The sequence below is a fragment of the Serratia proteamaculans genome (assembly GCF_008830365.1).
Classification (GTDB): Bacteria; Pseudomonadota; Gammaproteobacteria; order Enterobacterales; family Enterobacteriaceae; genus Serratia; species Serratia proteamaculans.
Window position 1 is genome coordinate 215,250 of sequence record NZ_WBKI01000001.1, and the last position, 20,033, is coordinate 235,282.

Consider the following 20,033-nt stretch of genomic DNA (forward strand, 5'->3'; position numbering starts at 1 on the left):
TAACACTTGCATCTGTCGGCGAATCGCGGAAGTCTGGATGGAAATAGATAAAAACAGACGGAGTCGCGAAGATGAACATCATTTTTTACCACCCTTTCTTTAATTCCGAGGAATGGCTGGCAGGCTTGTCACAGCGCCTGCCGCAGGCGAAGGTTCGTGCCTGGCAACCGGGCGATGACCGTCCGGCGGATTATGCACTGGTGTGGCGACCGCCACACGAGATGCTGGCTAACCGCAGACAGCTAAAAGGGGTGTTTGCCCTGGGGGCCGGCGTCGACGCTATTCTCGATCAGGAGCGTCAGTACCCCGGTACCCTGCCGGCAGGTGTTCCGCTGCTGCGTCTTGAGGACACCGGCATGGCGCAACAGATGCAGGAATATGCCTTGAGCTACGTGCTGCGCTATTTCCGTCGTTTTGACGAGTATCAACTGCTGCAACAGCAGCAGGAATGGCGGCCGCTCGATCCCCATCAGCAGGATAGTTTCACCATTGGCATCCTCGGTGCCGGGGTGTTGGGCAAAAGTGTGGCGCAGAAGCTGACGGCATTGGGTTTTAACGTACGTTGCTGGAGCCGCAGCCCGAAACAAATTGACGGCGTGCAGAGCTTTGCCGGAGACGGGCAGCGTGCCGCGTTTCTCGATGGCGTGCAACTGCTGATCAACCTGTTGCCCAACACGCCGGAAACCGCCGGGATCCTCAATCAGGCACTGTTCGCGCATCTGGCGCCGGGCGCTTATCTGATCAATCTGGCCAGAGGCGCACACCTGGTTGAAGACGATCTACTGCAGGCGCTGGAGCAGGGGCAGCTTGCCGCCGCCACGCTGGACGTGTTCGTCACTGAACCGCTGCCGCAGGCGCATTCATTCTGGCGTCATCCGCGTGTCACCATTACCCCTCATATTGCTGCCATCACCTTGCCGGAAGCGGCGATGGATCAGATAGCGGCGAACATTCTCGCGCTTGAAGCCGGACAAACGCCAGCCGGGGTGGTGGATGTGCAGCTCGGTTACTGATCTTCCGGTGATGCACCTGCTAAGCTAAATAAATAAGAAACCGCGCCTGCCGCCATACTTTGGCAGGCCGCCCAGAAGGAGAAGCAATGTACCCCGTTGATTTACATATGCACACCGTCGCCAGCACCCACGCCTACAGCACGCTGCATGATTACATCGTTGAAGCCCGGCAAAAGGGCATCAAACTGTTCGCCATCACCGACCACGGCCCGGACATGGCTGATGCCCCGCATTATTGGCACTTTATGAACATGCATGTGTGGCCGCGTCTGGTGGACGGCGTGGGCATCCTGCGTGGCATCGAGGCCAACATCAAAAATCGGCAGGGCGATATCGACTGCACCGGTCCGATGCTGGATAAAATCGACGTGATTATCGCCGGTTTCCACGAGCCGGTGTTTGCGCCACAGGACAAAGCCGCCAATACCGAAGCGATGATTGCCGCAATGGCACAAGGGGATGTGCACATTATCAGCCACCCCGGTAACCCTAGATACCCGATTGATATTGCCGCGGTTGCCGCTGCAGCGGCCAGGTATGAAGTGGCGCTGGAGTTGAACAATTCGTCGTTCACCCATTCGCGCAAGGGTAGCGAAGATAACTGCCGGGCGATTGCGGCTGCGGTGCGTGATGCCGGCGGCTGGCTGGCACTGGGCTCGGATTCACATATTGCCTTCTCACTCGGCGGCTTTGAACACTGTGAGCGCATTATTGCCGAAGTGGCATTCCCGCAGGAACGCATCCTTAACGTTAGCCCGCGGCGCCTGCTGGACTTTCTCGAACGGCGCGGCAAGCCGGCGATTGCGGAACTGGCCGATTTGTGACATCGTCCCGGCAAATTTTTTCCGTATTGTATAAGGCATTATCATGAATGAGTTTTCCATTGTTTGCCGCGTGCTGGGTACGCTGTTTTACCGTCAGCCGCAAGATCCCTTGCTGGTGCCGTTGTTCACGCTGATCAAAGAAGGCAAGCTGCAACAACACTGGCCGCTGGAGCAGGACGAACTGTTGGTGCGGCTGCAGCAAGGTTGTGATGTCAACCAGCTGTCCAGCGATTTCAACGCGATGTTTGTCGGCAGTGAGTGCAGCGTGTCACCGTTCCGTTCTGCCTATGTTGAAGGCGCGACGGAAGCGGAAGTGCGTACTTTCCTGCAGCAGCGTGGCATGCCGCTCAGTGATGCGCCGGCCGATCACTTCGGTTCTTTGCTGTTGGCCGCCTCCTGGCTGGAAGATCAGGCGCAGGAAGACGAAGCGCAGGCGCAAATCACTCTGTTTGACGACTATCTGCTGCCCTGGTGCGGCCGTTTCCTCGGCAAAGTGGAAGCTCACGCCACCACCGGCTTTTACCGTACGTTGTCGCTGCTGGCTCGCGAGTCTATCCAGGCGATGCGTGACGAACTGGCGGAATACGAACAAGACCAACTGGGTGAAGAGGGTGAACAGCCTTAATGCCCTGCTGGCCGGCTTGCGCTTTACCGCGGAGCCGGCCTATTCCTTACCGATTTCCCCGCTACACAGGTTTTCATCCCCCATACGTAAATTGACAAATAATCCCCTAATCTGACGGTTCCCCGGCGGTTTGGCTTTTAGTGTGCCTACACGCCTCGTTTCCTTAGGCAAAGGGTAAAGTATGAAAAATAACTGGATGCAGCAGATCCAATCAATGATTGGGCAAAAGGCCGGTGCAATCGGCGGGTCGGAAGGCATCGGCAAACTGCTGGCCCCGACCGCACTGGGTGGTCTGGTGGGCGTCTTGCTGGCGAATAAGTCTTCGCGCAAGCTGGTGGGCAAATTTGGCAAGAATGCGTTGATTATCGGCGGCAGCGCGGCGGTGGGTGCGGTGTTGTGGAATAAATACAAGCAACGAGTGAAAGAAACCCATCAGAATGAACCGCAGTTCGGTCTGCAAACCACGCCGGTGGATTTGCGTGCCAAACGGCTGGTGCAGGCGCTGGTGTTCGCCGCTAAGAGCGATGGCCACATTGATGCGGAAGAAAAACTCGCTATCGACCACAGCCTGGAGCAACTGCAGGTGGGAGAGGAAGCGCAAAAATGGGTACAGGAAGCCATTGAGCAGCCGCTGAACCCGGACCTGCTGGCCCAGAGCGTGAAGAATGAAGACGAAGCGCTCGAAGTTTATTACCTGAGCTGCATGGTGATCGATGTCGATCACTTTATGGAGCGCGGCTATCTCGACGCATTGGCGCAGTCGTTGAAGATCCCGGCGGACGTTAAGCAGGGTATAGAAAACGACGTGAACGAGAAAAAACGCGAGCTGGCCTAGCGCCGCTTGGCAAGCCGGGGGGAATCGTGTCACTCTTGCCTTAATCAAGGTAAGCGGATGATTTAGCAATGATGACACCCCCTAAGGCAGAAAAACGTCCTTATCCCATCACAACCCATGGCGACACGCGTGTAGATGACTATTATTGGCTGCGCGACGACGAGCGCGCAGACCCCCAGGTGCTGGACTATCTGCAGGCGGAAAACGCCTTTACCGATGCGGCATTGAAACCGCAGCAGGTGTTACGTGAAACCCTGTACGAAGAGATGGTGGCGCGCATTCCTCAGCAGGAGCATTCGGTGCCTTATGTCCGGCACGGCTACCGCTATCAGACTCGCTTCGAACCGGGCAATGAATACGCGATTTACGTCCGTCAGCCCCAGGCCGAGAGCGAGCACTGGGATACGCTGATCGACGGCAATCAGCGTGCCGAGCAGCGTGAGTTTTATACCCTTGGCGGGTTGGAAGTCAGCCCCGATAACCAAAAGTTGGCGGTCGCGGAAGATTTCCTTTCCCGTCGTCAATACGACATTCGTTTCAAAAACCTCAGCGACGATAGCTGGACCGACGAAGTGCTGGAAAACACCTCCGGCAGCTTTGAATGGGCTAATGATTCGGCCACCGTGTATTACGTACGCAAACACGCCAAAACGCTGTTGCCTTATCAGGTCTACCGCCACGTGGTGGGTACCGATCCACAACGCGATGAGCTGATCTACGAAGAGCAGGACGACACCTTCTACGTCGGGCTGGAAAAGACCACCTCCGATCGTTTTATTCTGATCCACCTGAGCAGCACCACTACGTCGGAAATCCTGCTGCTGGATGCCGATCGCGCCGACAGCACGCCGCAGATGTTTGTGCCGCGCCGTAAGGATCATGAATACGGTATCGATCACTATCACCAGCATTTCTATATCCGCTCCAACAAGGACGGCAAGAATTTCGGCCTGTATCAAAGCGAGCAGGCGGATGAAACGCAGTGGCAGACGCTGATTGCCCCGCGCATCGAAGTGATGCTGGAGGGCTTTAGCCTGTTCCGCGACTGGCTGGTGGTGGAAGAGCGCAGCGAAGGTCTGACCCAACTGCGACAGATCCATTGGCAGAGTGGCGAAGTGAAGCGCATTGCCTTCGACGATCCGACCTACACCACTTGGCTGGCGTACAATCCGGAGCCGGAAACCGAGCTGCTGCGCTATGGCTACTCATCGATGACCACGCCGACCACGCTGTATGAGCTAAATCTCGACAGCGACGAACGCGTGATGCTCAAGCAGCAGGAAGTGAAAAGCTTCACCCCGGAAAATTACCGCAGCGAGCGGGTATGGGTGAAGGCGCGTGATGGCGTTGAGGTCCCGGTTTCGCTGGTCTACCGTCACGATAGCTTCGTGCGCGGCACTAACCCGCTGATGGTGTACGGCTACGGCTCTTACGGCAGCAGCATGGATCCAGCCTTCAGCGCCAGTCGCTTAAGCCTGTTGGATCGCGGTTTTGTGTTTGTGCTGGCACACATTCGCGGCGGCGGTGAACTGGGGCAACTGTGGTACGAAGACGGCAAACTGTTTAAAAAGCAAAATACCTTCAACGATTTCATCGACGTGACCGAAGCGTTAATCACCCAGGGTTACGGTGACGCCAAGCGGGTGTTCGCCATGGGTGGCAGCGCCGGCGGCTTGCTGATGGGCGCGGTGATAAATCAGGCGCCTGAGTTGTTCAACGGCATTGTGGCGCAGGTGCCGTTTGTTGACGTGGTCACTACCATGCTCGACGAGTCTATTCCGCTGACCACCGGGGAATACGACGAATGGGGCAACCCGAACCAGCAGGCCTATTACGACTACATTTTGCAATACAGCCCGTACGATCAGGTTAAGGCGCAGGATTATCCGCATATGCTGGTCACCACCGGCCTGCATGACTCCCAGGTGCAGTATTGGGAACCCGCCAAGTGGGTGGCCAAGCTACGTGAGCTGAAGACTGACGATCGTCAACTGCTGCTGTATACCGATATGGATTCCGGCCACGGCGGCAAGTCCGGGCGTTTCAAAGCCTATGAGGACATCGCGCTGGAGTACGCCTTTATTCTGGCGCTGGCGGAGTAACCTTCAGGCGGGCGGCTGGCGCTGCCCGCTTTTTTCAACCGATCAGATAGTATTTCAGCGTGTGCTTCATGTCCGGGCTGAGGTCCTCGATGGATTTCAGCATCCAGCGTAAATAGCCTGGGTCTTCCTGCGCGACGCGATCAATTTCCTGCCCACGATACTTACCGAACTTAAACTTCTTCAGCAGCACCGGCTGGTCGGTGATTTGCGCCATCTGTTCCGGCGTCCAGCCTGAATCCTTGATGATGCGTTGTAACAGCGCAGCGGTCACGTAGCAGTCATATAACGCCCGGTGCGGATACAGCGTGGTGTCCTGTGGCAGTTGCACATCGAGATTCAGCGCATAGCGCAGGTATTGGTTGCCGTATTTGATGTCCGGGTACAGGTTACGCGCCAGTTTCATGGTGCATATCCAGGCACCGCGCATTTCAGGCAGTACGCCGCGATCGAAAGCCGCATTGTGCGCAACATAATAGGGACTGCCCTGATAGCGGCCGATCGCCACCGCGATGCGCGGTTTCCCTTCAACCATCTGCTCGGTGATGTGGTGAATGGCCATGGCCTCAATGCTAATGGGGCGGTCGGGGCTGACCAGGTCGCTCATCGGGTTGGTGATTTTTCCGTCGTTCAGATCAACAGAAGCCACTTCTACCACGCCGCCTTCCAGTCCGCAGGTTTCAGTGTCTATTACGCGTAAATTCATGGTTTCCTCAGAGTGGCTGCACAGGTTTAGCTTAACCGGCGGCCGTGCTCCTGCCAACCGCTGAAAGGGACCAAGGTATTGCAGGCAACAAAAAACCCGCCTTGGCGGGTTTAATTACGGTTAGAAGTTCGCTTACTCGCCGGTCGACTGGCCTTTCTTAGCGCGTTTGCCTGCACGTTTTTCTGCAGGGGTTTTCAACGGCTTCTTCTTCGCATTTTTTTTGCTATCCATTCCCTTACTCATGATGGCCTCTCAGTTACCTATGGTTGGGTGGGTTGCTCAGCCATTAACCCCCTTACGCCTGTCGGATGCAAGCATGAAAGCCAGAGGTTTTGTTAATCGATTGTTTATAGACAGAATTTTGTTTTCGTATGAATGGCTGCTTAAATGGCATGGTATGTTATAATATAACAATTAAATGATAACCGGAGAGCACAATGAACGTTGTGACCTTATTAAATCAGCAGCAGCTCCTGGCCATGCCGGAGTCTGAATACATGAATCCGGCTCAGCAGGCGTTTTTCCGCCAGCGCTTGCTCGACGAGCAACAGAAACTGTTGCAGCACATTGAGGCGCTGAAACGGGATATCGACGGCGGCGAAGTGTCCGGTGATGAAGCGGACAAAGCGGCTCGCGAAGAGGACCTGCGATTGCTGTTCCGTCAGTTGGATCGTGAAAGCCGGTTGCTGCCGAAAATCAGCGCGGCCTTGACCCGATTATATAACGGCGAATACGGCTATTGCCGGGAAAGCGGGGAACCTATCGGCCTGGCTCGTCTGTTGCTGCGGCCGACGGCGGAGCTAAGCATTGAAGCGAAAACCGCCCAGGAAATGCGCGAACCGCATCTGCGTAAACGGGGCTAAGATCTCGGCTGGTTATGGGTAGCCAGCCGGTATTTTGCCGGCAGGTCGTATTCATTTTAAGCAAACGCACCCTAACTTGTTGGGGAGTGTAGGAGTTTTCAGGATTTACCGTTGACCAAATGGGCCGCTTCGGCTTTGATGAGGGTATGACCCACAGAGAGACGGAAGCGCCATGGAACAATTACGAGGTTTGTACCCGCCGTTAGCAGCATATGACAGCGGTTGGCTGGACACTGGAGATGGCCACCGGATCTACTGGGAACTGAGTGGCAACCCGAACGGTAAGCCGGCGGTCTTTATTCACGGCGGGCCGGGCGGCGGTATTTCCCCTTACCACCGCCAACTTTTCGATCCGCAGCGCTATAAGGTGTTGCTGTTTGATCAGCGCGGCTGTGGTCGCTCTAAGCCGCACGCCAGCCTGGACAACAACACCACCTGGCATCTGGTGCAGGATATTGAACGGCTGCGCGAAATGGCCGGTGTCGAGCAATGGCTGGTGTTTGGCGGGTCCTGGGGCTCGACGTTAGCGTTGGCCTATGCGCAAACCCATCCGCAGCACGTCAGCGAAATGGTGCTGCGTGGCATTTTCACACTGCGTAAGCAGGAACTGCATTGGTACTATCAGGACGGTGCCTCACGCTTCTTCCCTGAGAAATGGGAGCGCGTATTGTCGATTCTGTCAGAAGAAGAGCGAAAGGACGTGATTGCGTCTTATCGCCAGCGCCTGACTTCAACGGATCTGCAGGTGCAGCTTGAAGCGGCGAAGCTGTGGAGCGTGTGGGAAGGGGAGACGGTGACCTTGCTGCCAAGCAGCGAGTCGGCTTCTTTTGGTGAGGATGACTTTGCGCTAGCTTTCGCCCGCATCGAAAACCACTACTTTACCCATCTGGGCTTCCTGGACAGCGATGACCAGTTACTGCGTAATATCCCATTGATCCGCCATATTCCTGCGGTGATTATCCATGGCCGTTACGATATGGCTTGCCAGGTGCAAAACGCCTGGGATCTGGCGAAGGCCTGGCCGGAGGCAGAGTTGCATATTGTCGAGGGAGCAGGGCACTCCTTTGACGAACCGGGGATCCTGCATCAGTTGATGCTGGCCACCGACAGGTATGCTGCCAAGTGACACTGAGCCCGCCATGACGGCGGGCTTTTTTTATTTGGACTTCGGCTCGTACGGCAGACGTGAATACTTGTGCGATTCGGCACGGTAATGCGCCACGCGTTCGCGGAAATAATCACGCAAGTGCGCCGGTTGTTCGCGCTCAACCATTTCTGGGATCACCGGCATGTTGTAGCGTTCTTTAAACGCCACGCCGGAAGCCGCGAGATCAACGTTCACTTTGTCCATCTCTTCTTTGGAAAGCTCTGCCAGATTGTAACCCACCGTATTCTCCTTTCTGTTACCGCATTGGATCAGCGCAGAAGGTAATGCACCCGGCGGCACTTGGCAAGCCTGAAGCGCAGAGGGGGCGGTGCATCAGTAATAACTCACTGTGGGTGAGGTTATTTATTACTCCGATAGAAATGCAATTTATTTATTATTTTAAATAAGAATGATTCGCCTTTTGATTAAATATACAGATGTAAATGGTTATCATAATAATTTAAACGAATAATTAATGTTTTTATAACTCATTGATTTCTAATTTATTTAAAATTAAATCGATAATGATGTGAATCAAGTGTATTTATTTTGTTTTCATCAAGGCATAATGCGGAAAATTAAGTTGATACCTGCAAAATAAAAGGAATAATTATGCTGACGCCAGAAATGACCAAAAAGCTGAATGAGCAACTGAACCTGGAGTTTTACTCCGCCAACCTGTATTTGCAAATGAGCGCGTGGTGCAGCGATAAAGGCTTTGAAGGTGCAGCTTCATTTCTTAAAGAGCATTCTCAGGAAGAAATGCAACACATGCAACGCCTGTTCGAATACCTGAGCGATACTGGTTCTCTGCCACTGTTGGGCAGCATCGCTGCACCACCGGTTGAGTTTGCCTCCCTGGCAGACGTATTCCAGCAGACTTACGAACATGAGCAACTGATTACCCGTCAGATCAACGAACTGGCACACGCGGCAATGACTGCCCACGATTACTCTACCTTCAACTTCCTGCAGTGGTATGTTGCCGAGCAGCACGAAGAAGAGAAGCTGTTCAAATCCGTGCTGGATAAACTGGCGCTGGTGGGGACCAGCGGCAATGCACTGTTCTTCATTGATAAAGATCTGAAGAAAATGGGTGCGGCCGGCGAAAGCGCTAACGGCCAGGTTTAATCGCTTTTGTTGAAACCGCGTGCCGGCCTTGCCCGGTGCGCGGTTTTTTATGCCCTGAGTTTATCGCGGTTATGCAGCGATATGTGCTACTGGATCGCAAAATGCCAGCGTTCTGCTCGACTTGCATAATGACACTCGTTATCATTTGGCCCGATACGCTACAGGGATGGTAGAGAGTTAAAACAGTGGGTTACTCGCTAATCACTTCTTCTGTTTACCCGTGGCGCAATCATCTGCGGTGGGGTGGGCTGCTGATACATCGCCAAGGCGGTTAGCCTTACCCCTTATCACCCTCGATTATTGCTTTAAGGGATATCACTGTGATCGGTAAAATTCGTTCTTCTTATCGCCTGCTTTCCACTATTTTCGTGCTGTTTGTCGGCTTGTCTTCACAGCAGGCGCTGGCGCATGCTCATTTGAAAGTTGAAACACCAGCGGCAGATGCCAGCGTGAGTCCTGCACCGAAAGTGCTGACGCTCAACTTCTCAGAAGGTATTGAGCCAAACTTTAGCGGCATTAAAATCACTGGCCCGGACAACGCCGAAGTGAAAACCGGCAAGTTGCAACTTGATGCGAACAACAACACTCAGGTCAATCTGCCTATCGAAGGCGATCTGGCGGCCGGCAAATATAACGTCAGCTGGCATGTGGTTTCGGTCGACGGTCATAAAACCAAAGGCCAGTACAGCTTCACCGTAAACTAACCCATGAGTCTGGCGACCCTGTTTGTCCTGTGTCGCTTTGTGCACTTTGCGGCGGTGATGCTGATGTTTGGCTCCAGCCTGTTCACCGCCTTATTGTCGCCGCAGCGCCTTTCCCCGTATCTCTCCCGTGATGTGCGTCCTTTGCTGGTCTCCTGCACCTGGCTTGCCGGGCTTTCTGCCGTGGCGTTACTGGCTATTCAGGCCGGACAGATGGGTGACGGCTGGGCCGACACCTGGCAGTTGGACGTGTGGTGGGCGGTGCTGGGCACTACCTTTGGTGAAGTCTGGCGTTGGCACCTGGGCATTTCATTACTGGCGCTGCTGAGCCTGTGGCTGGCAGAACCTCGCCGCACACAGCTTTTGGCACTGCTCTCTACACTGTTGCTGGTCAGCATGGCATTTATCGGCCATGCGGCAATGCATGAAGGGGCGCTGGGCGTACTGCACCGTTTTAACCACGCGCTGCACCTGCTGGCGGCTGGTTATTGGTTGGGTAGCCTGTTGCCGTTGCTGGTTTGCCTGCGCTACCTGGCTCAACCACAAAGCCGCAGCGACGCAGTGACTACACTGATACGCTTCTCGCGTTGGGGTCACCTGGCGGTAGCGCTGGTGGTGTTGACCGGCGTGATTAACAGTTTGATTATTCTGGGCAGTTGGCCGCTGGATGTGGATTCTCCTTACCAGCGCCTGCTGTTGTTCAAAACCGCGCTGGTGGCGCTGATGGTGATGGTCGCATTGGCCAATCGTTACGCCATCGTCCCGGCGATGAGCAGTATGCCGCAGTTGGCACAGCGAGGATTGGTGCTGGCCTGCTGGATTGAAGTGGGGCTGGGCGCGGGCGTGCTGCTGTTGGTCAGTTTATTTGCAACCTATGCGCCGGTGTAACATTGCGGCTTGCCGGATGCCCCCAAACTGCGAGAAAATTGGATCAAATAGCAACCTTAAGGCCATAACATGAAATCGTTATTACTCGGCATGACGCTGCTGGCGACCGCGACCGGTGCGCTGGCGGCAGACCAACTGGTTAACATCACCAAGCTGGAATACGGCAACCAGTGGGCGTTCACCAAAGAAGAGGTGACGTTGCAGTGCCGCAGTGGCGGCGCGCTGTTCGTACTCAACAACAGCACACTGATGCAATATCCACTCAATGCTGCCGCAGACGCACAGGTGAAAGCAGGGCAGCAGCGCGCCCAGCCGCTGGACGTGATCCTGCTGGATGACGCCGCCAATCCAGGTCATAAAATGAGTGTTGAGCCGTACCGTGAACGTGCCGAGAAACTGTGCGCCAACTAATCGCTTATCCGACAATGGCTTAGTTGGGGTTAACCGGTGATGAAAAAACATGCGAAATTAATTTCATCATGAAACTATCACTGGCCGTGTGGCTGGCTGGCAAAAATAGCGCGGTAAGCTACTCTTAAAGTGCACGGCTGAACAAGCCTTGCACAAAATGCCAACTTTTAGCGCACGGCTCTCTCCCAAGAGCCATTTCCCTAGACCGAATATAGGAATCGTATTCGGTCTTTTTTTAACCTATTGATTTATATTGTTATTTTTTCCGTAAAAATCGAATTTACTCGAATTTTTATATTCGGTCTTTTACAGCATTACGTATTCTTTCCCCCTGGTATCGAGGTATTTACCCATCATTTTTTCGGATTTATACCCCAGTAATTTCTGTGCAAATTCCTTCCCTTTCTCCTTCTCATATAACCGTCCGGCCAGGCTCCTGATCTCGTGGAACGTCGGCAGATTTTCCTCAAATTCCAACTGTGATGCTTTTCGCGTAGCAACAAACTTTTTCGTCAACCCATCAGGGTGCAAAGAGCCGTCTGGGCTATTTTTACGGATGCCGGCACTGAGCATAAATTCGGTAGTGCTGGCCAGCCGGCAACGATCGATCCAAGCGCTACCGGCGCGTGTAGCGGGCTTCGGCTCTGGTGTGGCAAAGTCGGAAGAACTTAACACCGTATGGCGTCAGGGTTCGACAATGGCAGCTGTGCTGGGTCAGTTTATCGCAACAAAACTGGGCAGGAGGTGCTGGACGACGGAGATGTTGCGAATCTAACAGAGAAGCTTGGCAGTGCATTGTCACTGTCCACGGCAGTTACTGGCGTGCTTGATGAAAATGGGTTTATGTCTATTCCAGTTAATATCTCGGGTGTTATTAAAAAGGTATTTATTCAGTGGGGGTCTAAATATTCCGAAAACACATCTATAGTTATCACTTACCCACAGCCGTATTCAATAGGGATATTCTTCGCCTCTGCTACTAAAATTACGTCAGGTGACGGACGTTTCGCAACAGTAGGCAACCCGAGTAAGAATGGGGTCACCGCCTATGGCCGGTTAGGTAATGACCCAATAGCATTAGATAATTTTATGTGTTTTTGTATCGGGGTTTAATCTAATGAGCGCTTGTAGATCATGCGCTTTTCATCCGATCCCTTAATTGAAGGATTTTAACCTCAAATAGATCATAAACAAATTTAGAAATGAAAATTGTCATGACTATAAACAACAACCAAATGGAAATGCATCCGATTAGTGATGTTGGTTTAGTTATGTAATGATTTATAAAGTACAGAACAGGAAGGTTTGTAAGGTATGCGGCATAAGACCACCTGGCTATTCTTGACGTCACAAACCTTACCATTGGAATGACTTCTATATGATAGAAAACGGTTATTAAGCAAGCGAATCCAATGTTTGCGACATCAAATAAAAATATCTTTAGTAATACGCTGCTGTCCATAAACGCATCTGGCTTTGCAGCTATATATATTGCTGCCGGTACAAGTGAAATTCCAAGTTTTGAAAATATGTTAATTTTTTTCGATAAAAACAGCCATGAAAAAATAACTCCAATCATTAAAGAGTCAAGTCTATATAAAGATGTGGAGCGTATTTCATTAAATGTCATTGGTGTGTTAATTGCTGCATTAATTCTAAATGCAAGCGATATCGCAATAATCGCTGAAATGGATAATATGATGCTGTTTCTTTTGTTTGCTTTTGCAAATAAAAAAAGAGATATAACAATAGGGAAAGAAAAATAAAAAACCTCTTCCACCGCGAGGCTCCATGCTTCACCAAAAAATGAAGGGTGAGGTATCGTTAAGCTCTGAGTGAATGTAGAGAAAGCAAGCAAGTTTGGTTGTGCATCTGGCCTGATATTGTCAATGAGAAGCAGGTTCAATATTAGAAATAGGATGTAACTTGGATATGTTCTCATCCAGCGGCGAAACCAAAACGAAGGAATCCAGCCAAACGCAGTGTCAGATTTTTCGATCTTATCGAATATTATCCTTCCGATGAGGAAACCAGATAAAACGAAAAATAACTCCACACCTAAAAATCCGCCAAATTTTAAATACTGAGCTGAAGGGAGTGCGGGTATTAAAAATACTCTGCCATGAGAAAGTATCACCATAATTATTGCGAGTGATCTGCATACATCAAGCCATGGGTTTAACTTCTTTGCCATAATTTATCAATCTCATACCAATTCTATACATCCATATCAATGCTCAAGATTCTAACATAGCACATTAAAAATAATGAACTCTATTAAACCAATCTGGAGAACCACCTATGTCATCTGAAGGATTGCCAGTTGATGGCGTCATCGGCACAGACATTGTGCTGAAAGCTCGTAGCACCCAACAAGCAACAAATGACGCAAAGAGCAACCTGTCGGCTGACAGCGCCGCTCAGTCTGCAGATGCTCTTTCGAAAGATAATAAATCCTCAATCCAGAGGTTCACGAATGCCACGGTAAACAGACCAGCAAATGGCACTGGCGGGTTGTTAACTATGCCCATTGATGGTGGGCCGAGTTGTTCATATTTTGCGGTATTGATAGTGAGACAAGCTTGGGAAGGCACTTCAAATTCTGTTAATCCCTCGGTGGTTGGTGATCCGATGGATATTCCAGATGGTTGCTGGATTGACCTACGGCTTGAAATGCCAATGGGGGAACTTACTGGGAGCCGGTTCCAGACGAACAGCCATTCGAAGCTGCAGAACCATACTGCTCCAGTCATTTGTCATTAATGATAAAAAAACGATCATAAATTCGATGCTAATGATAGCTATATTATGTTGGATAACCAAAATCATCAAGAATTGAACGGTGGTTTGAAATATTCTCCGGTTGTAGAATTAAATGGTGTTAATGTGGAATATGCTTGAGTTTTGTCTCGGTATTATACTCATCATTTTTTATTATTCAGGTAAGTATTTCCATCCCAATTTTAAAGAAGGTTTAATATGGAGTTAGTGTCTTGATTATATTTACAACCCTACTACTGTTAGTAGGGTTATAGTTTTCAGGATTTAATGCGGGACGCTGTTTCAGCGGCTTGCCGGGCCAGCCTTGAAAGAGTAGGTGGCAAACAGAGCCGTCACCGCCTGTTGGATCTGGGCCTGGCTAGCCGGTTTACCATCCGAACTCAGCGTGTTGCTGGCGGTTCCACGCCAGACCAGCTGTTTCTTCTTGCTATCCACCAGGTCTACCGTCAGGGTGCCTTCGGTATAGCTCCAAACGGTTTGATTATAACCCCCCCAGCCAGCATAACCTCTGCGGCCGACCGGCACCGGAGCGTCGTTAACCTGCACCTTGTTTTGTTTCATCGCGTTGCTGTACACCAGCAGGTCAGGGGTTGCGCTGACTTTATACCCGCGTTGTTCCATCTGTTGTTTAATCGCCGATTGAATGTACTTGCCCGTCAGCGTCTGATATTGCCCGGCAGTTTCTGTGGCAAAACCGTAGGTATGGTATTGGGTGAAGTTGGCGCTGTGGTCATAATCGCTGGTCACCTGCGGCTGGCTGGCACAGCCCGACAATAAAACCATCGAACCCGCGATAAAAAGGCAAGGAAGTAAACGCATAGAAAACCCCTTTAGGATTATTGGTTTCATAAACTTAGACCCAGAAGTTGTGGTTAGCAAATGGTGAATTAACACCGAGTTTGCTTTGGCTTAAGGAAAAAATTAGCAATCAAATCATTGCTTGAGGTTTCAGTTAATATGCTGGTCTCCCGGCCTCCTGGTGATAATGCTGGCGGGTCACGGTGAGAGTAAAATTCCGCTACATGGAGTGTTCACCATGACCCGCCAGCATTAGTCGGCGTTGAGTGTAAGGTAATGCCTGCCGTTATTTTTGTCTTAATGAGCCGCCAGCACAAAGAAAAGCGGGTCCGATTTTGTACTTTACTGTCACGATACCTTCTGCAGACCGGTCCATTTTCCCCAAATTCGGAACACGCCGCTGGCCCCGATAGCCGTAGCTTTGTTACTATCAGCGCACCCAAAGACTCAATGGTGCATTACATTGAAAATCAAAGCGTTGTTATTTGTTGCCTTAGCCGGTTTGGCCGGCTGCAGCCAGGAGGGAGCGATCGTGAGCCAACCCGTGAGTAAAGACGGCGACCATACGGAAGTGTTGCTGGTGAACAGTGCGCTGGTGGATTGTATGGGCGTCGCCCCAATGAAATGCATGCAGGTACGTCACTCCGTGCAGGGGCAGTGGGAATTGTTTTACAGCCAAATTGAAGGCTTTAACTTCGAACCGGGCTACCGTTACCGCCTGAAGGTCAAGGTAACCGAGTTGGAAAACGTACCGGCCGACGCCTCTTCACTGCGCTATACGCTGGTTGAACAGTTGGAAAAGAAAAAAGTCTGATTGGTTTTTGTCGGGCCGGGCGCACAGTAGCCTGGCCTTGAAACCCACTCAAAGATCCTCGCATTTCTCCCCTTGCCCCTGCCGCGGCAGCAAGATTTCACCGGTGTAACTGGTCTGTTCACTGCACTTGTTGCGATTCTGCAATGCACCCAGCTTAAGTATATTGAGAAAATCAGGTATATTGTCCTTCGGTTTTTAGCTACCAAGAAAAAATTACTATGATTATCAAACCTAAAATTCGTGGTTTTATCTGCACTACCGCTCACCCGGCAGGCTGTGAAGCCAATGTCCGTGAGCAAATTGCCTACGTTAAATCACGTGGCGAACTGAAAAACGGCCCGAAAAAAGTGCTGGTGATCGGTGCTTCCACCGGTTATGGCCTGGCATCACGCGTCAATGCTGCATTCGGCAGCGGTGCGGCCACCATCGGCGTATTTTTTGAAAAGCCGGGCAGCGAAGCCAAAACCGGTTCTGCCGGCTGGTACAACTCTGCTGGTTTTGACAAGGCAGCTAAAGAAGAAGGCCTGTACGCGAAAAGCGTTAACGGCGATGCATTCTCTAATGAATGCCGCCAAACGGTTATCGACCTGATCAAACAGGACCTGGGCCAGATCGACATGGTGGTTTACTCACTGGCTTCGCCGGTACGTAAAATGCCGGAAACCGGTGAAGTGGTGCGCTCTGCGCTGAAACCTATCGGCGAACCGTACAAATCCGTGGCACTCGATACCAACAAAGACGTGCTGGTTGAAGCCGTGGTTGAGCCGGCCAACGAGCAAGAAATTGCCGACACTGTCAAAGTGATGGGTGGCCAGGACTGGCAGCTGTGGATGGATGCACTGGAAGAAGCCGGCGTGCTGGCAGATAACGTGCAGGCAGTAGCTTACTCTTATATCGGTACCGACCTGACCTGGCCAATTTACTGGCACGGTACGTTGGGCAAAGCAAAAGAAGATCTGGATCGTGCGGCGCTGGCCATCGATCAGAAACTGAAAGCCAAAGGCGGCGCGGCTTATGTTGCCGTGCTGAAGTCGGTGGTGACTCAGGCTTCTTCTGCTATCCCGGTAATGCCGTTGTATATCTCTATCGTCTTCAAAATCATGAAGGCGCAGGGGATCCACGAAGGTTGCATCGAGCAAATCCAGCGTCTGTTCGCCACCAAGCTGTACAGTGGTACCGCACCGGATACCGATGAGAAGCACCGCCTGCGTCTGGACGACTGGGAACTGCGCGACGACGTGCAGAACACCTGCCGTGAAATTTGGGCACAGATCGACGACAGCAACATCAATGAACTGACCGATTACCAGGGCTATAAGGCCGAGTTCCTGCGCCTGTTCGGTTTTGGTCTGCAAGGTGTTGATTACGAAGCCGACCTCAGCGGCGAAGTTAAGTTTGATGTGGTTGAGTTAGTCTAAACCCTTCAGGTATTGAGATAAGGTCGGGAGCTATCCCGGCCTTTTTTAGTTCTGCATCCTGTTTATCTTAAGTTAAATTATTTCCCTCCTTATTGAAATATAATGCAGCCTGTCTCGACGTTATCCGCGACTGAATACGAGTTAATAAACTAAAAAAAGTATTTTTTTATTTACTACCACTCATGATTAAGTCTATTTTAAAAACGACTATGCAACGGATAAATAATAGGCTAATCAAAGGTGTTAGATCGTTAACTGACTAAATATATTATCTCTACCCATTATTAGCCTTAGTGTTTTCTATTTAATTTGCGTTTAGTTTTTATCAATTAATCTGTCCGCTATTTGAGCGCCATTGATTAATCATCAAGGAAACTCTCGTTAATATAATGAGAGTGAGCTGCCGTATGGGCTTTAATGGAGTTTATGTTTTTGAAATTGTCTTCTGTAATGACGACAGCGCTAACTTTGCTGGCGTCTTCCTGCTGCTGTGCGTTTGTCGACAAGCATCCAACTCCTGCCCCCGGGGGGGAGGAGAACCCCGCCGTTGATTATCGGCAGCGGTTAAATGGCGTGTTGCAACATCTCTGGTATGTAGAGCAAATACGCTCGGAACAGGCGCAGCTTACCGCTTTACGCGCTCAGCGCAAAGCACTGGAGTCCGCTATTCGCCAGCGGGAATGCGAGGTGGCCACAGTGTCATCGTCTGTCGATCAACGGGTAGCGGGTACGCCATTGGATCCTCGGGTTAACTGAATTTTGGGAGTATATCGATGAAAAGGATCTTTCTCGCCTGCGTGGCGCAGTGCTATTGCTTCAGCGCTCTGGCATCGGTGGATTTTCAGTACCACGCAGAACCGCCACTGGATAATAAAGTCGCCGACAGCTATCAGCAAAAACGCAGTGGGCTAAAACATAAGATATGGAGCGCAGAAGCTTTGGCGCAGGCCAATGATGAGGCAATAGCGCAGGAACAACAGCGCGCTGCCGCCGACCTGGCAAACCGAAAACGCCATAACACCCAGTATGGTGAATACCGTTGCGGGAAAAACAAGCAACAGCATGGCAAGCCTTGTTACCCTTCGGGTGGGGCGGTGGATTTCCCCACTTTTAAGCACCGTCACTAAATACCTTGCAGTAAAACCGGCATTTGCGCCAACAGCGCGTCGATTGCCGCCCGGGTCTTGGCCGGCAGATAGCGGGTGTGCGGCCAAACCGCATGGATCTCACTGGGTATCAGTTTAATGTGACCGAGTATCGGTACCAGTGCACCGTTGCTCAGGTAATGCGCCAACAGCCAATTAGGCAGCCACACCAGGCCTGCACCGGCAACGGCGGCATCTGCCAGCGAATGCAGGTCATCGACCCTCAGGCGGATATCGATGTTCAGATCACCGAAGTCGGGATTCGCCAGCAACTGACGCCAACCGACATCTTCGCCGGAACGGTGGTAAGCCACGCCACTGTGGCCATCAAGCGCTGCGATGTCTTCCGGGGTGCCGCGTGCGGCCAGGTAAGCCGGTGCGGCGCAAAGTGCAAGATATTGATCTCCTAACCGGCGAGCGATAAGGCTCACACTGTCTGCCAGTGGGCCAATACGTATCGCCAAATCGAAACCTTCCTCAACCAAATCCGCGACCCGATCGTTAAGCCTGATGTCGATCCTCAGTTCAGGGTAGCTGTCGAGCAACCTCATCAGGATCGGCGTGATGCAGTGGCGGCCCAGCAGTTTTGGTGCGCTGACGCGTAAGCACCCCTGTGGCTCCCGTCGTCCACTGTTGAGTTCGGCATCGGCGGCATCCAGTTCGCTTAATGCGCGCAGACAGCGGTCGTAGTAAGTCTGGCCCTCAAGCGTCAGGTTCAGGCCACGGGGATTACGATGAAATAACAATACCCCGAGACGTTGCTCCAGCCGGGCAATGCTTTTACCCACAGCCGAGCGGGTGAGATGCAGGCGTTCAGCGGCCAGGGCAAAATTGCCTGCCTCAACCACCCGCACAAAGGTGGTAATGCCGGTGAGGCGATCGTTGATAGTCAAAATGGGTTCCTGTCAGGCTACACAGCCGGTCATTTAAGGCGCTCGTCAGCTTTTTTTAATCCTATTAGCATAGTGGATATCGGGCGCAGGGAATTATCCCGCGTTCAAGCGCCGTGGGAGAGAGCATGAGCAGCGTATCTTTTATTACCACCGGGGATGGTTGCAAGATCGCCTACCGGTTTGATGGCAACACCGATAAGCCGGTATTGGTTTTATCCAATTCGATCGGCACCGCGTTGGCAATGTGGGATGACCAAATCACGGCGTTATCATCGCACTTTACCGTCTTGCGTTATGACAGTCGGGGGCACGGGGCCTCGGATGCCCCGTCTGGAGCCTATTCGATCGCGCGGTTAGGGCGTGACGTGCTTGAGTTGCTGGATGCGTTGCAACTCGGCAGGGTGTTCTTTTGCGGCTTGTCATTAGGGGGCATGGTCGGGCAGTGGCTTGGCGTACACGCCCCTGAGAGGATAGAAAAGTTGATCCTCGCCAATACCTCTTCTTATTTGGGGCCGACGGAGCAATGGGACAAGAGGATTGCCGAACTGCAACCACCGGTTGATATGCAGGCCGTTGCAGAGGGGTTTCTCGCTAACTGGTTTTCAGCGGATTACCGGCAACAGCACCCGGCGACGGTGGCCCGGTTCCTCGTAATGCTCCTGGCCACGCCGGCGCAAGGGCTGGCCGGATGTTTTGCCGCCGTGCGTGATTTAGATATGCGTCGAACCGTAGCGTTGATTACCTCGCCCACGCTAGTCATCGCCGGGCGTGACGATACGGTGACGGCGTTGTCACATGGTGAGCTGCTGGCCTGCACCCTGCCAGGGGCAGAGCTACAGGTGTTGCCGGTGGTGCATCTGTCTAATGTGGAGCGCCCGGATGATTTCGTGACCGCGTTACGTACTTTTCTGCTGGGAAATTGAGTCTAAAAAACCCATTGC

The 20,033-nt window shown here is 52.0% G+C and carries 23 protein-coding genes and 1 pseudogene; 18 read left to right on the plus strand and 6 right to left on the minus strand.

Translation table 11 applies throughout. From position 1 onward, the window contains the following. Positions 1-71: 71 nt before the first annotated feature. The 5 genes from ghrA (at position 72) to F8R23_RS01065 (ending at position 5,399) form a co-directional block, all read left to right on the plus strand. A complete protein-coding gene (gene ghrA / locus F8R23_RS01045) occupies positions 72-1,013 on the plus strand; it encodes a glyoxylate/hydroxypyruvate reductase GhrA (protein WP_151415151.1) in 942 nt (313 codons plus the stop codon). Positions 1,014-1,099: 86 nt separating this feature from the next. Then, entirely contained in the window at positions 1,100-1,837 is a 738-nt protein-coding gene (locus F8R23_RS01050; RefSeq protein ID WP_085116263.1) for a phosphatase, read from the plus strand. A gap of 43 nt (positions 1,838-1,880) precedes the next feature. Beyond that, complete coding sequence (locus F8R23_RS01055; RefSeq protein WP_112348118.1) at positions 1,881-2,462, plus strand: TorD/DmsD family molecular chaperone; 582 nt, start codon at positions 1,881-1,883, stop codon at positions 2,460-2,462. Positions 2,463-2,643: 181 nt separating this feature from the next. Then, positions 2,644-3,297 carry a tellurite resistance TerB family protein gene (locus F8R23_RS01060; RefSeq protein WP_099062469.1) on the plus strand — a complete coding sequence of 218 codons (654 nt, stop codon included), beginning with the start codon at positions 2,644-2,646 and terminating at the stop codon, positions 3,295-3,297. A gap of 68 nt (positions 3,298-3,365) precedes the next feature. Further along, the gene (locus F8R23_RS01065; RefSeq protein ID WP_151415152.1) at positions 3,366-5,399 is read left to right on the plus strand and encodes a S9 family peptidase; all 2,034 of its coding nucleotides are present in this window, start codon (positions 3,366-3,368) and stop codon (positions 5,397-5,399) included. A 34-nt stretch (positions 5,400-5,433) separates the two neighbouring features. On the opposite strand, the gene exoX is transcribed toward F8R23_RS01065, so the two are convergent. Beyond that, complete coding sequence (gene exoX, locus F8R23_RS01070; protein WP_129938762.1) at positions 5,434-6,102, minus strand: exodeoxyribonuclease X; 669 nt, start codon at positions 6,100-6,102, stop codon at positions 5,434-5,436. A 437-nt stretch (positions 6,103-6,539) separates the two neighbouring features. On the opposite strand from exoX, the gene F8R23_RS01075 reads away from it, so the two are divergent. Then, positions 6,540-6,965: a TraR/DksA C4-type zinc finger protein gene (locus tag F8R23_RS01075; RefSeq protein ID WP_129934946.1), complete on the plus strand. Its 426-nt coding sequence runs from the start codon at positions 6,540-6,542 to the stop codon at positions 6,963-6,965. A gap of 172 nt (positions 6,966-7,137) precedes the next feature. Further along, the gene (gene pip, locus F8R23_RS01080) at positions 7,138-8,091 is read left to right on the plus strand and encodes a prolyl aminopeptidase (protein WP_151415153.1); all 954 of its coding nucleotides are present in this window, start codon (positions 7,138-7,140) and stop codon (positions 8,089-8,091) included. Between the two features lie 30 nt (positions 8,092-8,121). Here pip and F8R23_RS01085 read toward each other — a convergent pair whose 3' ends face one another. After that, positions 8,122-8,352, minus strand: a complete 231-nt coding sequence (locus tag F8R23_RS01085) for a DNA polymerase III subunit theta (RefSeq protein ID WP_085116270.1) — start codon at positions 8,350-8,352, stop codon at positions 8,122-8,124. Positions 8,353-8,724: 372 nt separating this feature from the next. On the opposite strand from F8R23_RS01085, the gene ftnA reads away from it, so the two are divergent. The 4 genes from ftnA to F8R23_RS01105 all read left to right on the plus strand — a co-directional run bounded on the left by ftnA (position 8,725) and on the right by F8R23_RS01105 (position 11,243). Further along, entirely contained in the window at positions 8,725-9,243 is a 519-nt protein-coding gene (ftnA, locus tag F8R23_RS01090) for a non-heme ferritin (RefSeq protein WP_099062464.1), read from the plus strand. A 320-nt stretch (positions 9,244-9,563) separates the two neighbouring features. Then, positions 9,564-9,947, plus strand: coding sequence for a CopC domain-containing protein YobA (gene yobA, locus F8R23_RS01095; RefSeq protein WP_012006367.1), 384 nt, complete (start codon positions 9,564-9,566; stop codon positions 9,945-9,947). A gap of 3 nt (positions 9,948-9,950) precedes the next feature. Further along, on the plus strand, positions 9,951-10,832 hold the full coding sequence (gene copD, locus F8R23_RS01100; protein ID WP_129934943.1) for a copper homeostasis membrane protein CopD: 882 nt from the start codon (positions 9,951-9,953) through the stop codon (positions 10,830-10,832). Positions 10,833-10,901: 69 nt separating this feature from the next. After that, a complete protein-coding gene (locus tag F8R23_RS01105) occupies positions 10,902-11,243 on the plus strand; it encodes a YebY family protein (protein WP_112348111.1) in 342 nt (113 codons plus the stop codon). A gap of 306 nt (positions 11,244-11,549) precedes the next feature. Here F8R23_RS01105 and F8R23_RS01110 read toward each other — a convergent pair. Beyond that, positions 11,550-11,852: pseudogene (locus tag F8R23_RS01110) on the minus strand (site-specific integrase); the annotation flags it as partial. Between the two features lie 69 nt (positions 11,853-11,921). Here F8R23_RS01110 and F8R23_RS01115 point away from each other — a divergent pair. Next, positions 11,922-12,356 carry a hypothetical protein gene (locus F8R23_RS01115; protein ID WP_129938761.1) on the plus strand — a complete coding sequence of 145 codons (435 nt, stop codon included), beginning with the start codon at positions 11,922-11,924 and terminating at the stop codon, positions 12,354-12,356. A 19-nt stretch (positions 12,357-12,375) separates the two neighbouring features. Here F8R23_RS01115 and F8R23_RS01120 read toward each other — a convergent pair whose 3' ends face one another. After that, on the minus strand, positions 12,376-13,437 hold the full coding sequence (locus tag F8R23_RS01120) for an acyltransferase family protein (RefSeq protein ID WP_129938760.1): 1,062 nt from the start codon (positions 13,435-13,437) through the stop codon (positions 12,376-12,378). A gap of 107 nt (positions 13,438-13,544) precedes the next feature. Between F8R23_RS01120 and F8R23_RS01125 the strand changes: the two genes are divergently transcribed. After that, positions 13,545-14,006 carry a hypothetical protein gene (locus F8R23_RS01125; protein WP_151415154.1) on the plus strand — a complete coding sequence of 154 codons (462 nt, stop codon included), beginning with the start codon at positions 13,545-13,547 and terminating at the stop codon, positions 14,004-14,006. Positions 14,007-14,306: 300 nt separating this feature from the next. Here the strand turns inward: F8R23_RS01125 and F8R23_RS01130 are convergent, their stop codons facing one another. Beyond that, complete coding sequence (locus tag F8R23_RS01130) at positions 14,307-14,843, minus strand: DUF4136 domain-containing protein (protein WP_232810919.1); 537 nt, start codon at positions 14,841-14,843, stop codon at positions 14,307-14,309. A gap of 442 nt (positions 14,844-15,285) precedes the next feature. On the opposite strand from F8R23_RS01130, the gene F8R23_RS01135 reads away from it, so the two are divergent. The 4 genes from F8R23_RS01135 to F8R23_RS01150 all read left to right on the plus strand — a co-directional run bounded on the left by F8R23_RS01135 (position 15,286) and on the right by F8R23_RS01150 (position 18,181). Then, positions 15,286-15,636, plus strand: a complete 351-nt coding sequence (locus F8R23_RS01135; RefSeq protein WP_099062394.1) for a DUF4377 domain-containing protein — start codon at positions 15,286-15,288, stop codon at positions 15,634-15,636. Between the two features lie 218 nt (positions 15,637-15,854). After that, entirely contained in the window at positions 15,855-17,054 is a 1,200-nt protein-coding gene (gene fabV / locus F8R23_RS01140; protein WP_085116277.1) for an enoyl-ACP reductase FabV, read from the plus strand. Positions 17,055-17,480: 426 nt separating this feature from the next. Then, the gene (locus F8R23_RS01145; protein WP_211369063.1) at positions 17,481-17,810 is read left to right on the plus strand and encodes a hypothetical protein; all 330 of its coding nucleotides are present in this window, start codon (positions 17,481-17,483) and stop codon (positions 17,808-17,810) included. A 17-nt stretch (positions 17,811-17,827) separates the two neighbouring features. Next, complete coding sequence (locus F8R23_RS01150) at positions 17,828-18,181, plus strand: hypothetical protein (protein ID WP_129934939.1); 354 nt, start codon at positions 17,828-17,830, stop codon at positions 18,179-18,181. Here the strand turns inward: F8R23_RS01150 and F8R23_RS01155 are convergent. Then, on the minus strand, positions 18,178-19,086 hold the full coding sequence (locus F8R23_RS01155; RefSeq protein WP_151415499.1) for a LysR family transcriptional regulator: 909 nt from the start codon (positions 19,084-19,086) through the stop codon (positions 18,178-18,180). The genes F8R23_RS01150 and F8R23_RS01155 overlap by 4 nt on opposite strands. Before the next feature lie 131 nt (positions 19,087-19,217). On the opposite strand from F8R23_RS01155, the gene pcaD reads away from it, so the two are divergent. Next, on the plus strand, positions 19,218-20,015 hold the full coding sequence (pcaD, locus tag F8R23_RS01160; RefSeq protein ID WP_129934938.1) for a 3-oxoadipate enol-lactonase: 798 nt from the start codon (positions 19,218-19,220) through the stop codon (positions 20,013-20,015). Positions 20,016-20,033: the final 18 nt, after the last annotated feature.